The 14161-nt window shown below is 57.2% G+C and carries 10 protein-coding genes; 6 read left to right on the forward strand and 4 right to left on the reverse strand.

Annotation, left to right across the window (positions count from 1 at the left end):
* The first annotated feature begins 19 nt into the window (after window positions 1-19).
* The 4 genes from Fuma_RS10285 (at window position 20) to rlmB (ending at window position 2820) form a co-directional block, all read left to right on the forward strand.
* The gene (locus Fuma_RS10285; RefSeq protein WP_077024063.1) at window positions 20-451 is read left to right on the forward strand and encodes a DUF2752 domain-containing protein; all 432 of its coding nucleotides are present in this window, start codon (window positions 20-22) and stop codon (window positions 449-451) included.
* Between the two features lie 8 nt (window positions 452-459).
* Window positions 460-1176, forward strand: coding sequence for a hypothetical protein (locus tag Fuma_RS10290; protein WP_145944088.1), 717 nt, complete (start codon window positions 460-462; stop codon window positions 1174-1176).
* Between the two features lie 117 nt (window positions 1177-1293).
* On the forward strand, window positions 1294-1995 hold the full coding sequence (locus Fuma_RS10295) for a hypothetical protein (RefSeq protein ID WP_077028215.1): 702 nt from the start codon (window positions 1294-1296) through the stop codon (window positions 1993-1995).
* Between the two features lie 15 nt (window positions 1996-2010).
* Window positions 2011-2820 (forward strand): 23S rRNA (guanosine(2251)-2'-O)-methyltransferase RlmB, encoded by an 810-nt coding sequence (rlmB, locus tag Fuma_RS10300; RefSeq protein WP_077024065.1) that lies wholly within the window; start codon window positions 2011-2013, stop codon window positions 2818-2820.
* A 1-nt stretch (window position 2821) separates the two neighbouring features.
* Here rlmB and Fuma_RS10305 read toward each other — a convergent pair whose 3' ends face one another.
* The 3 genes from Fuma_RS10305 to Fuma_RS10315 form a co-directional block, all read right to left on the reverse strand.
* Window positions 2822-3970, reverse strand: coding sequence for a tetratricopeptide repeat protein (locus tag Fuma_RS10305; protein WP_145944089.1), 1149 nt, complete (start codon window positions 3968-3970; stop codon window positions 2822-2824).
* A gap of 4 nt (window positions 3971-3974) precedes the next feature.
* Window positions 3975-5918 (reverse strand): hypothetical protein, encoded by a 1944-nt coding sequence (locus Fuma_RS10310; RefSeq protein WP_077024067.1) that lies wholly within the window; start codon window positions 5916-5918, stop codon window positions 3975-3977.
* A gap of 89 nt (window positions 5919-6007) precedes the next feature.
* Window positions 6008-9841, reverse strand: a complete 3834-nt coding sequence (locus Fuma_RS10315) for a phage tail protein (protein WP_077024068.1) — start codon at window positions 9839-9841, stop codon at window positions 6008-6010.
* A gap of 817 nt (window positions 9842-10658) precedes the next feature.
* Between Fuma_RS10315 and Fuma_RS10320 the strand changes: the two genes are divergently transcribed.
* Window positions 10659-11105 carry an endonuclease domain-containing protein gene (locus Fuma_RS10320; RefSeq protein WP_077024069.1) on the forward strand — a complete coding sequence of 149 codons (447 nt, stop codon included), beginning with the start codon at window positions 10659-10661 and terminating at the stop codon, window positions 11103-11105.
* A 192-nt stretch (window positions 11106-11297) separates the two neighbouring features.
* Here Fuma_RS10320 and Fuma_RS10325 read toward each other — a convergent pair whose 3' ends face one another.
* On the reverse strand, window positions 11298-13277 hold the full coding sequence (locus Fuma_RS10325) for a sulfatase-like hydrolase/transferase (RefSeq protein WP_077024070.1): 1980 nt from the start codon (window positions 13275-13277) through the stop codon (window positions 11298-11300).
* A gap of 131 nt (window positions 13278-13408) precedes the next feature.
* Between Fuma_RS10325 and Fuma_RS10330 the strand changes: the two genes are divergently transcribed.
* On the forward strand, window positions 13409-14098 hold the full coding sequence (locus Fuma_RS10330) for a hypothetical protein (RefSeq protein WP_145944090.1): 690 nt from the start codon (window positions 13409-13411) through the stop codon (window positions 14096-14098).
* The last annotated feature ends 63 nt before the right edge of the window (window positions 14099-14161 follow it).

The following is a 14161-nucleotide window of genomic DNA, read 5'->3' on the forward strand; positions in this document are numbered from 1 at the left end:
GAAATCAGAGCTGCCAGCCATGAATGTGACGAACAGCACTGATCGACCTGACAGATACACGCGAATTCTACTCAGCATTCTGGCCGCTGGCCTGCTGAGTGTCTTCGCAATCGCAGTCGGGCTGGAACCTGACCCGCGTGGTTTTGGAACTCACCAACAGCTTGGACTGCCCGGATGTCAGTTTCGTAAATGGAGTGGTTTCGCGTGCCCTCACTGTGGCATGACGACAAGTTTCTCGAACCTGGTTCGAGGCCGATTTGAAGACGCCTGGCGGGCCAATCCGTTGGGCATCGTGCTGGCAGCAGTCTTTGCGGTCAGCATCGTGTGGAGTTTGACGACGGCTGTCACTGGTCGATGGATGGTGACGGATCAACCGTTTCAATGGTTCGTGTTTGGAGCCATCGGGTACCTGGTTCTGTCAGTCGCCATTTGGCTGTTGACGACTTTTTGATCTCATTCATGTTGCACCAACATTCCACAATCCCACCAACGACCACCGCCCGGCGAGTACTCGTCCTGTCGTGCGTGGCCATGTTGCTGGTGACCAGTTCCGGATGTTCGCTGTTCGTGATGGCCGGAAAAGCGATCATGGGTGATCCAAAAGCTCCGGCCGAATTCCGCACCGCCACTGGAACAGACCTGACGACGGGCGAAGATTCCGTCGTGATCATTTGCACCGCGCCGCATGGCATTGTGTCTCGGTTTCCATCACTGCAGATTGACATTGTCGACCGCGTGACTCGGACCCTGAAGACTCGCAACGTGAAAGTTGTACCGTCCGGTGACGTCGCTCGATGGTTTGATGACCACGGAGAGTGGGGCGACTATTCGGAAATGGCGACGGAATTCGACGCGACGTTCGTGATTCACGTCAACATTCGTGAGTTCGGATGTCGAGTGCCGGAAAGCGAAAATTTGATGCAGGGCAAGGCCGACGGACGCATCAGTGTTCACAAAGTCCGCCAGGGACCGACGAAGCCGCTGACTTCTCGAAAATACGTAGCCCCGGTATCGCTGGCCTTCGACCGCGACTTCAACCTTCAGTTCCCATCCACGTACCCGGTGCCTCGTGAAAACCGTTCGGAAGAACTGTTCATGCAGGGATTCCTGGACCGCGTGGCTCAGAATATCAGCCAGCATTTTTACGACTATCGAATGAGTGAAGCCATTCACTAGAGCAATCTACGTTTTGTTGTGGACGGTTCTGGCTCGTGGGAACCCGCCCACGTAGGACTAAAACCGATTCCCACGGCCACAAGTCAGCGTGAGACGCTGTAAGGAATGCGCAACGTCATGACATCAAACTCTATCAATACGGCAACGCCACCTTCGATACGCTTTCGCAAAGCCGTGCGACATCTTTTGGTGCCCGCGCTGCTGTTGACGATCATGCCCGGATGCAACTACTTCATTTTGCTGGGCTACCTGATCGGCGGACCGCCCCAGATTCAGCCACTGTTCGAAAAGGAAACGAACAAATCCTTTACGGACCGCAATGTGAGAGTCGCTGTGGTTTGTTATGCACCGGACGATCTTAGAAAATTTCACGACAACATCGACCAGATGCTGTCTTGGCGATTGGCGACACTGCTAAACCACAACCATATCGACGTCGTCGAACCTGACGCGATTCAGGCATGGATGGTCAATAATCCCGACTGGGATAGTGCGGTGGATGTCGGTGCAGAATTCGACGTCAACTATGTCGTGTATGTCGACATGAGTGAATTTTCGCTGTACGAACAGGACAGCAGCAGTCTGTTTCGCGGTCGCTGCGAAGCCATCGTCAGCGTCTATGAAATGGATACCGGCGGAGACGGGCAACGAATCTTCACCAAAGACATCAACTCCATCTTCCCGACTCAGGTGCCTCGATCGGCTAGCGACGTGAGCTACGAAACGTTTCGCAATGAGTACTTTTTCCGTCTTGCCGAAGAAGTCGGACGCCTGTTTTATCCGTACGGAAACGGCGACGACATCATCAACGCCACATAGCCGACGCCAATCTGCATGTCTCGATCTTCCGGAAGTCGTCGCAGCCGCAAACGACAACTGCAGGCCAGTCACCAAAAGAATTGGCTGATCGGTCGACACGCCGTCGTCGAAACTCTGACGGCCCAGCACTGGCCGGTGGACGAACTGTTTCTGTCTGAGGAACTGGCCAACGACGTCGTCAACGAAGTCGCTGGGCTGGCGGAACAAGCGGACGTCAATTGGCAAATGGTTCCGGCCGCTCGAGTGTCCGAACTTTGCCATGCGGAGCATCATCAGGGAATGGCGGCTCGAATGGGCCCGTTCTCGTATTCCGACGTCGAATCACTGCTGGCGACGTGCTCCGCCGAATCGTCCGACGCAACAACCGGGCGATCACCGATCGTGGTGGTCTGCGATCGCATTCAGGACACCTTCAACTTCGGCGCGATTTTACGCTGCTGCGATGCGATGAATGTCGCCGGCGTTGTGATCGGTGCAGCCGAACAGGCAACGGTCACGCCTCAGGTCGCTCGATCGTCAGCAGGAGCCGTCAATTACGTGCCGATCGTGATGAGCGAAAGTGTCGTCAATGCTGTCGGGCGGCTGGCAGAGGCAGGATTCGCCATCGCAGCGGCGTCTGAAAAATCTGAATCCGTCGCATGGGACGCCGACCTGAAACGGCCCATTGCCCTGATTGTCGGCAGCGAAGCACGAGGTGTCAGCGACGAATTGCTGGAACGCTGTGACCTGCGTTTGCGTATCCCCATGATGGGCCAGGTCGAATCGCTGAACGCTGCCGTCGCGACTGGCATGCTGCTGTACGAAATTCGCCGGCAGCAGGTGTGAATCATTCGTTGGTCGCCCGCGACTGAAATTCTCGCGTGGCCGACGCCTTCGGAAACCGAAGCTTCAGTTCAGCCGACATCACATGAGCTTCATTGGGGCGTCCGGCTTGTTGCAGGCAATCAATCGCCGCCACCAGTGATTTGGCCGCCAGAGCTTCGTCAATCGGATTCATCAGCGAAGTCCACAGGAACCCCAACGCCGCCTTGTCGTATTGATGCTGCCGTTGCAGGATCCTGGCGACCACATACTGAGGCCCGTTGCGACATTCGACGGGCATCTCACGCACCTGGTCACTCCATACCTGCGCCAGCGGGTTGCGGCTGTCTGGTTTGTCCAGCATCGGAAGCCGCCAAAGCTGAGCGCCCGCGAGTTCGCCCAGTCGGTCGAGCCCCTGTTGCTGGCGAATCCGGTGCAGCACCGCCGCCGCGGCTGGCCTATGTACGGTGTTGTGCAGCAAAGCCGAAGCGGCCACAAGCCGGCGCGCAGGTAATGGGTTGCCGAGATCTTCGGGACTTGCGTTCACTCGTTCGTCCGCCAGAAGACTTTCGTCCCAGACCAGCGGCAACAGACAGACATGGCGTGATCGATCATCCTTCTGCAAAATTTGTTCGATCCGATCGACGGCCGCGTCACGGTCGCCCATTCGCACCAGCAGTTTGGCGATGTTGGCCTGAAGTTCGCACCATGCCCAATCACGGTCCTCCTGCCGCAGCGCCTGGCTCAGCGCTGCGAACGCTTTTTTGAACTCACCAGCCTGCCACAGATTCAGCCCGGAATCCCATGCCGCACTTCTGTGAAACGACAGTTCTGCCACGTCGGACATGTGCAAAACCTGAATGTTCCCACGCCCGCTGCGTCGGATCCGCAAGGTCTCACCGGCAATATTTTCGATCGTTCCGGTTAGCCGATCAGTTGTGCCGTTGTCGTTAAGAATCGAAACCGCGTCCGTCCCGGCAAACGGCAGCACCGGGCGGGAATCCTGACCGATCGCGGGACCACGCGCGACGACGACGAAAAGCAGAAGGCAGTACACGAGACGTCTCATCAGGCGAACGCTGCTGCGACTTCCTTCTTCGTTCGGAAATTCCTGTTCGCCCTTCGCCATCAATTCACCGCCCAGCCTTATCCCTTCGCCTTTGTGGCAATGCACATCCCTATTGCGGCAACTGCTGGCACGTCCACAATTCACGCCGCACCACTTTGTTCGTGGCCGCCTGAGTGATCGTGATCTTCCATTGAGCCACCCCGAACGGCAGTTCGTCGCAATAGTACACGTCGCATCTGTGCCAGCACTTGCCGAATTCCGGGTGCTGAAATGCCACTCGCGCCGCACCGCGATCGCACTTCACCGCCGTCTTTTCGCCGTCTTCCGTCACATATTTCAAATACCGAGGACTCGCCGAATTGTACGGTTTGGCCGACGGCAGACCACGCAAAAGTTGCGTAGCCCATGTCGGTGCAGCAGCGGTGCCGTCTGAAGATTGAAGCCACTGCGTGACGTCTGTCCCTGCTGCAAACGGAGCTTTCTGCACCAGCAACTGCGCCGTGCGCGGTGACGATTGCTGATCAGTGAGCGTGACTGTAAGGGGTAGCTCGTCTTTGTTCGCGGCAGCTTCGGGCGCAGTTGTAAGTTCAACCGATTGCCCGGCTGTGTCCAGAGTCCCAACAAACGTGTTCGTCACGCCGGATTCTGCCGGTAGGTTATTCAATAAAGAATACCGCGGTGGATCGAACGGCAGCACTTGCGTGCCATAGTCGATCCAGCCTGCGTTCTGCATTCTGGTATACAGCCAACTCGGCTTCCACGGCCGCTGCAAAGAATACGCCGACGAGTACACCGACGCTGCCCACAAGATCGCCAACAGCAGCACCAGCTTCTTCGACGTTAACACACGTTCAACGGCCGGAATCATGCCGTAAAACCAGAAGGGTGCTAGCCACAAAACCCAACGCAGCGCAGACGAATTGCCTCCGTAGTTGTAGTTCTCGGTGCGTGTGAGATAGAACGTCAGCACCGCTGCCGAAATCACAATGCCCATCCACATCACCGGCCAATCGCTTCGCTTTCGTCCCGCTTTCACGGCGAAGGACCAACCCGCAATCGTAAGCAGAAACATGGGCGTCAAAGAAAGGATTCCGTGATGGCCCAGCACGCAGTGAAACAGGTACACCAACGGCGATTCCTGATTGGCGTCGATACCTTGAGGCTCAGCCCAATAACTTGGCACGCCTTCATGCACGAACACATATTTTTCGGTGCCGTAATAGGTGTAAAACGGCTTGATGCCGCCCGTGCAAATCCAGTTGGTAACGAAAAACGCGGCCAACGGGATGACGGCCGCCGGGACGTAGTACTTGGCCGTGCGGCGCCAATCGATGGACACCACAAACAGAAACGAAAGCACTCCAAACAGTGCAGCGGGCAATTCGAAGCAGCACGTCAATGCCGCGAAGAATCCGACAGCCGCAAAATCAGCGGGCTTCGGTTGATCGGATTGCCTGAGGCGTACAATTGCCGCCAGGCTAAAGATCAGACTCACAGCACCGGGCGTGTGATTGTTTAGCGTGGTAAAAAACGGATTCAGCATCGTCGCGAAGCCGGCCGTTGCCAATAGAACTCGGCGAGCGGACGCAGAGACGTTCAACAAACGCAGCGACTTTTGAAACGCCAACAAAGCCAACACCATGGGAAGCACGTTGATGATCAGCAGAAGCAATCGCGTGACGGTTGCGGTTTCTGTGAACAGGTCGTAACCCAGAGTCTGCTTTTCCAGCCAATAAAGGCCGGCCACCATCGTCGGAAACAGAGGCGGCTTTGACGAATAGAAGTGCCACGGTTCGTCGTCGCTTTCTCGATGGCGCACCTTATCGATTGTAGACCACTGCGGCACCTGATCGATTTCATCAATGTGGTACGTGCCTCGTTCCACCAGCGACCACACGGTACACCAGCGAGAGCGGTCGTTCGCACTTTGCAGCGGGGCACTGTTGCCCACGGAGATGCTCATATAAATCGCGGCGGCAGCGATAATTAGCAAGCTGAGAATATCGGTGCGAGCGCGATCGGTTGGAGGCAGATTCTGAGGCGGAAGGTTCATGCGAGCAGTGTAGCGATCGGCTCAAGGAATTGGGCGTGCGAAAACGGAACGACTCCCGAATTGGGGACGGCAAAGCGACGGCGATCAGCTTATTCACGCAGCGAGGTCCGCACAATTCGGCCCGAATCCAGCGTCCATTGAGCGGTCTGCGTCAGCAGAGTCGTCACCACGTCCGGCGTTTCCACGATACGAATCAATTCTGCCGTGAAGCCCAATCCGGATGCCTGCGGTCGAAACCGGAAGTCCGCGATTCGGCCAAACGCGGGACTACTGACGGACAAAACTCCGTCGTGAAACGAAATACCGCGAACGCCGTACAGATCCAGCGACAGGTCAGAAAAGCTGTCCAGTTGCTGGATCGTTTCAAACACGCCCGTGCGAATGTTGAGAATGACGACCTTCGCGTCCCACGTGACAGCGATCACGCGATCGTCATCAAACTTCTCCATCTCATAAATCCACTGGCCAACATTGTGAGCGTGCACGGTTGCCACCGGATTGGCCGACTGCAAACTACCCGGCGCAAAAACGCTGAAGACTTTATCCGGCGTTGTGTCGTGCAACACCACGCGAGTTCCATCGTCCATCACGACAACTCGCCCGGAACGACTACCGCCAAAACCGTAGCCATGTTGAGGCAGGAATTCGTAAACAGATGCAGGTGTGGAACCGTAGCGCCCTGTGTCACGCCAGCCAGCGAATGTCAGCATCTTCGCACTCAGCCGATCCAGCAGGATAATTTCGTCATCAGTGATTGTGATGGAATACCATCTTAGCGCGGCATCCACTTCGTAGACTCGATGAATGACGGGCGCCTCCGAATCTGTGACGTCCAGGACCAAAAGGAACTCATCCGCAACAGGTTCGCTGGATATCTTTCGGCCAGCGTGTATCGCGATGTATTCGCGCTTCGAAGTCGGATCAACATACGTGCCCGCGACGCCGCCCCAGTCATTGAGCACCCCGAACTGCGGATCGACAAATTGCGTCGGCAACGTCACTTCGGATATCTGGTTCGTTTCCGCCGAATACTCCACAATCGAACGACGACTGCCACGGTATTCGAACAGCAGTTTGTCGTCAGTGATCACCGTCGCCTGGTCCACAGGGCTCGCGACGGGAATCGACGTGTAATCACCAACGGTCCAGGTATCGGCGTTCACTTTTTTAGAAAGTTCCGTCAGCACCAGAACGTGCAAGCCGCCGGACGTGCTGATCAGTTTCGCGCCGGTTGATGTTTGCACCAATCGGCCGCTGTAGCCGGAAACCAACGTCGACGAATTGGAGACACTTAAGCGGCCATCTGGTGTCGCCAATACCTTCAACAGTACGCTGTGTTCACGATTGCTGAAGATGGCGATGTGGCTGTCATCGACATCGGCAATCCGGCTTGGGTCGACGTAATTGTCGTTGGGGTCACGGTAGTTGAAGTCGCTGGGATCACGTGACGCGTCGGGCAGATAATCGACCAGATCGACGAATCCAAATTCGTAGGTCTGAGTGTTGTTCCATGTCAAAAACCCGTTGCGATCAGTCGACAGGTAGAACAAGGTGCTCTGGCCATTCGGTAACGCAACCGTTTTTAGCTTCCCACCAAGGTACGGCCCCGCAAACGGGCTGCGCGAAATGAATGCCACCGCATTTCCAGCTTGGTCTGCGGCGTTCGTCAGCGTTTTTGCGGTCGGATCGTACGTCTTGACGACGATTCCAGCGACGGTCGGAGTCGCCAGAAACACGGTGTAGGTGCCGTTATCGCGAGCCACCGCCGACACCTGCATGGCTCGCCCGCTTGTTAAAATGAAGCCCTGGTCCGTTTCAGTCGCTGCTGGAACTCCCACTTCAAAAAGCTGACCGGCGGCATCCACATCCAGAATTCGCAACCGGTCGCTGCGGTTGAACACCACCAGAATTTGGCCGTTGGACAGCACTTCGACATCCATCGCGTCCGGCGCGGTGTTGGCTGCTCCGGGCGACAATTGGAACTCCGATACAACGCGCCACTGTTTGACGTTGACGATCCGCAGCTCATTGGAACCGCGGCTAAGCACCAGAAGACGATCGTCGTCCAGAAACGTCATGTCGCCGACGTTGGTTCCCATCGGCAGATCAGCAAACTGCAATTCGTTGCGGCCGGTATCGTTATTCTGGATCACGGGCCGAGCAGGAAATCCCTGATCATCCAGTTCAAACCGTGCCAGCACTGAAGCGCCAAACGATTCACCCAGACCATTGGCGACCAGAAGATATTGCTTCCCGTTGTCGTCATAACGCTCGACAAGATTGGGTGAGGCCAGCGGCAAGGCGGCCGGGTCGTCGACGTCGTAAAGGTCAAGCTGCGTTATTCGAGTCGAATCGACGGTAAACTCAGTTCCGTTACTCCATTCTCCAGCCAGCCCGAAAGCAGTATTGTGAGCTCGCACCCAAAAACGGTAGCTGCCGTCGGCGAGTCCCTCCTGCAGGGAATAATCGGAATGGCTCGCCACACCAATGGCGGATGCTGCCACAAATGAGTCGGTACTCAGGTGCAGCAAATTGTCATGAATGTTTGTGGCCAGGAACATGCGGCTGCGAGTCTGCAAAGAAGTGAACCAGACTTCGTAGCTGGTCGCGTGTTCGACGGGTTGCCAACGCAGTACGGGCCGTCTGTCGCCGATGTCGGAGTTTGGCCCTTCGATCTGCGGAGCCAGCAATTGACTTGCTGATAAAGTCGCGGGAACCTTTACCGTGATCGCGGCATAGTTGCCGGCTCGCAAGCCTTCCAGCATACCTTCACTGCCGATCGCGCGAACTCGCACGTACAGTTCATCACCGGGCTGAAGCGTCAGGTTTGCTCCGTGCTGTTGCAGCTCAGCAGGCGTCACGGCCAACGACGTCCCGGCAACTCGCAGACTGACCGGCGCGTGGTTTCCGTAGTCTGGCCCCTGCCACAAACTGACAAGATACGCTTCGGCATGCGCCACGGGAGACCACGAAATCGTGGGTCGTTCACTGTTCGTCGCTGTCAAATTTGAAGGGACCGCTTCGCCGCCTTCCACCCGATCGAATCGGAAGTCGACCGGAAGACTCCACGCGCCTTTGCCGATCCAGTTGCGATCGCCGTCGACTGCCGCATTGACGCCTCGCACATAGAACACATAGTCGCCGGATTCCAGTTGAGCCAACCGCGAATCGCTGGCAATTTCACCGTAGAAAACGGTACGGCCCGCGTCGCCCGCGATCGCCATTTCGCGAAGGCTGATCGATTGGCCGGGCACGTTGCGGATGGTCCGGACTTCAACGACCGTGCCGTCGGCCAGTTTGCGGCCCAGCCAAACGTCGTACAAAGTCGTGTCACCAACCCATCGAACAGCGCCTTCCGAAAACGCCTGGCCAGCGGCAGCCTGGCCTTCGCGAATAACGGTGACGTGAGGACGAATCGGAGGCGAAACCGCGTGCAGCGATGTGGCCGGATTGTTGTCGTCATCAATTTGAAAGCTGTGGCGGTGCCATTCGCGAGGACCAGCAACGTCATGACGCCGAACGAACGCCGTGTAGACCCCGGCGGACATTTCTTCGGGCAGAGCGTACCGAAACTCACTGCCACTTTGCGTGAAATCGTCGGCCGTGATCGCGGATCGGTAGTGGGCTCGTGCGTTGTTCGCGAGCGATGAAACGTGCTGGTTGATCCAGACTTCGTAGTGAGCTCCGGTTGAGTCATCACTGTCATGCCAGTGCAAAGCGATGTTGGCCCGATCAACAGCCTGCCCCGGTTTCGGCGACTGGACTACAGCATGGAAGCCCGCCACCGCCAGCAGTTGACGAAGCTCCAGTGATTGCACCTCAACCGCATAAGCAGCCCCGTTGCGACGTGCCGATGCCCGCCGCCGATTCCGTTTCCCGACGAAGCCTTCACGTGTTGCTCGCAGAAGGGAACGGAGGTTCATGCAGGGGGCTTTCAGTGAACGAACCGGAGTGGGCACCGGATCGAAGCAGCGGCATGCGATTGCCGTTGACTGCGCGGGAATGAGCCAGAGGACGACGGAGACTGGGCAGAGCGTACTAACACTACGTTGTGACACACGGCGCACAATGGTCAAGCAGTCTCAGCAGCGGTTGCGAACGGCGGTGCAACGTGAATTCGCCAAGTCCACACAACCGGCATCTTCGCGTCAACCACTACGCAGGAGCCGGCTCGCAAACCTGCGGCGTCACACACCCCTCCCACAATTTATTGCGGGAGGGGTCGATCGAGCGAAGCAAGATCGGGGGAGGGCCCGCCACACGGCAGAAACGTACCATATTGAGTATCCCTCAATCACAACATCACCGTCACGTAGAAGGTGTGCTTCAATGCCCCGTCGCAACATCATCGCCGATGCACGTGACCATAAGAATGCGGCAGGCAAAAGCTAGCTGTCGAGATTGATGGTGGCTACCACGATCAAGAAGCCCGCGAATTGCGAGGTGATCCGCAGCGGTAATGTGCTGGCGTTCCGTGCAGAGCCCCCTCCCGGACTTTGCTGCGCTCGTCCGACCTCCCCCTAAGCTTCGCTTGGGAGGAGGTGCAAATCATCGCCATTATTTTACGCACCGGCGTTTCACGCCACACACCCCTCCCGCAATTCATTGCGGGAGGGGTCGATCGAGCGAAGCGAGATCGGGGGAGGGCCTGCCACACGGCGTCAGCATCACGCTGCAAAAGTGTGTCACGTTGAGTATCTTATAATCAAAACATCACCATCACTTCGAAGGTGCCCCTCAATGCCCCGTCGCAACATTATCGCCGATGCACGTGACCTGAGAATGCGGCAGACAAAAGCTGAGGCTCTTTTGTGGAGCGTGCTGCGGGGGAAACAGGTGTGCGGCCTTAAGTTTCGACGACAGCATCCGGAGCCACCATGGATTATCGACTTCGCATGCCTTGGCAAAAAGCTGGCCGTCGAGATTGACGGTGGCTACCACGATCAGCAGGCCGCAAAGGACGCCAGCCGCACGGCGTTTCTCGAACGCAAAGGGTGGCGTGTGCTGCGATTCACCAACGAGGACGTGCTACAGGATGTGGAAGCGGTCGCCGTCGCGATTGCTCAGAGTCTTTCGCTGCAGTATGAGTTCACGCAGCGAAAAGGTGGCGTTTCGAGCGTGCTGGATCGGCGCCGGATTGAGGTTGATCAGGAAGCTCGCGAATCGCGAGGTGGTCCGGAGTCGTAATGTGCTGGCGTTCCGTGCAGGGCCCCCTCCCGGACATTGCTTCGCTTGTCTGACCTCCCCCTAAGCTTCGCTTGGGGGAGGTCAGGTAGCCACATTGAACGTCCTCGCCATAATTTCACGCCACACACCCCTCCCGCAATTTATTGCGGGAGGGGTCGATCGAGCGAAGCGAGATCGGGGGAGGGCCTGCGGCTATGGCACGGTGCTTTGCGTGCCTTCCAGGTCGTTCAGCGCCTTGTTCAGAACTCGCACCACATACTTGCCTTTCGCCACAAGTCCGTCGCGGTAATCCTTGTTGCGTTTCATGGCGTCGATGGCGGGGCGAGCCTTTTCGCCCATTTCGTCCAGCACAATCGCGGCGTGCAGGCGAGCCCATTGGGTGCCTTCATCCAACATTTTTGACAGCGAATTTAACGCGAGTTCATCCTGACCGATCTCTGCCAGAACTCGAGCCGCCGCGACACGCACGTTTTCGGACTCATCACTTAGCAACGCGATGAACAACGACGTCGGAATAAAGAAGGTCTCTCGCAAGTCGCCTCGATTGCCGATCCCCGTGGCCGCCCAGTAGCGAACGATTGCGTCTTCATGACGGAGCCATGTTGCCAATTGAGTCAGATCCTCAGCCGCAGTCCCGCCCGCCAAAAATGCAGCGTCGCGAATCGTCTGCATGCGTGTTTCGGCCGCTTCCGCTTCGCCCTCATTCAAGATGGCCCATTCGCTGCCCGCTTCGTCGCGCAGGCGGTGAAGTTCGGCCTCCGGAATCAAACCCAGATCGCGAGTTTCCAGCACCCAATTCAAATGCTGTGCTCGCAGCTCTTCCAGCTTTTCTGCGAAGGCCGGATCTGCGGCCAGGTTGTTCAGTTCGTGCGGATCAGCATCGACGTCGTACAATTCTTCCAACGGCTTGCGAGGCTGTAAGAACTGGGCGACCGCAGGAGCCATCTTTTTGTTGGCTGTTGCCTCTTCTTTTTCCTCTTTGGAATTATCATCATCTTCCGCCGCAGCAGCCTCCGCGGCGACTCGACGGATTTCCTGCATGGTTCGCCCGGTTTCGGCCGTGTTCATGTATTGAAACCATGTCTTGTACGGTTCGTAATTTCGGATGTAACGAAACTGCTTGTCGCGGACCATGCGAATGATGTCGTACCGTTCGTCCATTCGGTCTCGCGCGCCGAAGATGTACTTTCGAGCCGCCTGCGAATGCGGTCCCATGAACGCTTTCCCCTGCATGTGTTCCGGTGCAGGGACGCCGGCGAGACTTAGCATCGACGGGCCAAGATCAATCATGCTGATCATGCGGTCACTGCGAGTTCCCGGCTGAAAGCCTTCGCCGACCAGCGATTGCCACCTTTCCGGAACGCGGATAATCAGTGGCACGTGAGTCCCGCTTTCGTACAACCACCGCTTGGCTCGCGGAAGCCCGACGCCGTGATCGGACCAGTAGACCACGATGGTGTCGTCCGCCACACCGGCTTCGTCCAGAGCCTTAAGGTGTTCGCCCACCCAGCGGTCCATGGCGGTGATGACGTCGTAGTAACGGCCCCAGTCTTCACGCGTGACCGGCGTGTCGGGATAGTACGGCGGAAGGCTTGCGGCGACTTTGCCTCGATCGTGAGGCGTCAAACCTTTGATCGCACTTTTGTATCTGTCCGTGTCGGCGATGCGAGATTCGTGGCATCCGACAAAGTTGAACACGGAGAAGAACGGCTGGCTGTTGTCCGGTCGCTTGTTCCAGTGAGCCTTCCCGCTGGATTCGTCCCACGTGCCCTTCGGCGTTTTAAACTGATAGTCCTGCTTGCTGTTGTTGGTGCAGTAATAGCCAGCCTCTTTCATGGCAAACGTGAACGGTTTCACGTGGTCCGGCAAAATGGCCTCGCACCTCATGTGCTGACTGCCAATCGATGTCTGGTACATGCCCGTGATAATGGCCGACCGACACGGTGCGCAGACACCGGCCGTGGTGTAGGCGTGTTCGAACAGTGTGGCCTGTTGAGCGAAAGCGTCGACATTGGGAGTCGTCGCGTTGGGATATCCGTAGCAGCCGAGGTGCGGGCTGATGTCTTCGCAGCTAAGCCACAGAATGTTTGGGCGATCAGCGGCAGAAACTGCCGATACAGTCAGAGCGGCCGTCAGGCAGACAGAAAGCAGGCTACGGGCGTATTGGTTCATTTGGGTGGAAGCAAAGTAGAGATGGCGAATTTGTGACGTGGCGAGAATCGCGTGTCGTCGCGCGAGTTGACTCGCACTATAGCAAACTGCGGTTTGCGCGTTCTACCGGTTGCTGTAAGGTGCGTCGAATCGTGAACATTCTTCGAATCCACATCGTCATTATCTGCCTTATTGCAGCGGCTGGCTGCGCGATGGATGGTGAGCAGCAGACCGTCGAAACGGAACTGCGCGACAAGGAATCGACCATTCGGCACCTCGAAAAACGAGTGACCGAATCCGAGCAATTGCTGGCCGATCAGGATCGTGAAATCGAAACGCTGCGGTCTGCCGCCGACACCACGCGTTCAACCACGGTCGCGAAAGTGGGCGGAAAATCTTCGACCGGGTTCTCGAACGTTTCGGCCACCACGGAAGCGGAAACGGCCTGGGGCAGCGTGCACTCAGTCCGCATTCATAAGCTGACAACAGGCGTTGTGAAAGATCCCGCCGGCGAAACTCATTCACTTAACGTCGTGCTGCAGCCGCTGGATGAGGACAACGAACTGGTGAAAGTCGCCGCCACGCTGACACTCACCGCTTCGACGATTTCCGCAGACGGAACGCCAAACCCGTTGGTCACAAAAACGTTTGACCTCACAGAAAGCCGCCGTCTGTGGTCGCGAGGCCTGGTGTCGTCCGGGTTCCACATCCAGACACGACTTAGTGATGATCAAATGGCGTCGCTGCAATCAGACGCCGCTGGCAAGTTGCTGATCCACGCCAAAATGGAGTTGTCGGCGGAACGCGTCTATACGACTTCCGAGCTGATTCTGGTGAAGTAGCAGCCCACCGACTGCCGCCGCTGAAGTTGTGCCCGACCCGGCACGCCCGCCGCTCGTTTTGGC

Source organism: Fuerstiella marisgermanici, assembly GCF_001983935.1.
Lineage (GTDB): Bacteria > Planctomycetota > Planctomycetia > Planctomycetales > Planctomycetaceae > Fuerstiella > Fuerstiella marisgermanici.

Bases quoted from the DNA above. Each gene is read 5' to 3' on its own strand.
- Fuma_RS10285 (WP_077024063.1), top strand. From the start codon at position 20: ATGAATGTGACGAACAGCACTGATCGACCTGACAGATACACGCGAATT.
- Fuma_RS10290 (WP_145944088.1), top strand. From the start codon at position 460: ATGTTGCACCAACATTCCACAATCCCACCAACGACCACCGCCCGGCGA.
- Fuma_RS10295 (WP_077028215.1), top strand. From the start codon at position 1,294: ATGACATCAAACTCTATCAATACGGCAACGCCACCTTCGATACGCTTT.
- rlmB (WP_077024065.1), top strand. From the start codon at position 2,011: ATGTCTCGATCTTCCGGAAGTCGTCGCAGCCGCAAACGACAACTGCAG.
- Fuma_RS10310 (WP_077024067.1), bottom strand. From the start codon at position 5,918: ATGAACCTTCCGCCTCAGAATCTGCCTCCAACCGATCGCGCTCGCACC.
- Fuma_RS10315 (WP_077024068.1), bottom strand. From the start codon at position 9,841: ATGAACCTCCGTTCCCTTCTGCGAGCAACACGTGAAGGCTTCGTCGGG.
- Fuma_RS10320 (WP_077024069.1), top strand. From the start codon at position 10,659: ATGCCCCGTCGCAACATTATCGCCGATGCACGTGACCTGAGAATGCGG.
- Fuma_RS10325 (WP_077024070.1), bottom strand. From the start codon at position 13,277: ATGAACCAATACGCCCGTAGCCTGCTTTCTGTCTGCCTGACGGCCGCT.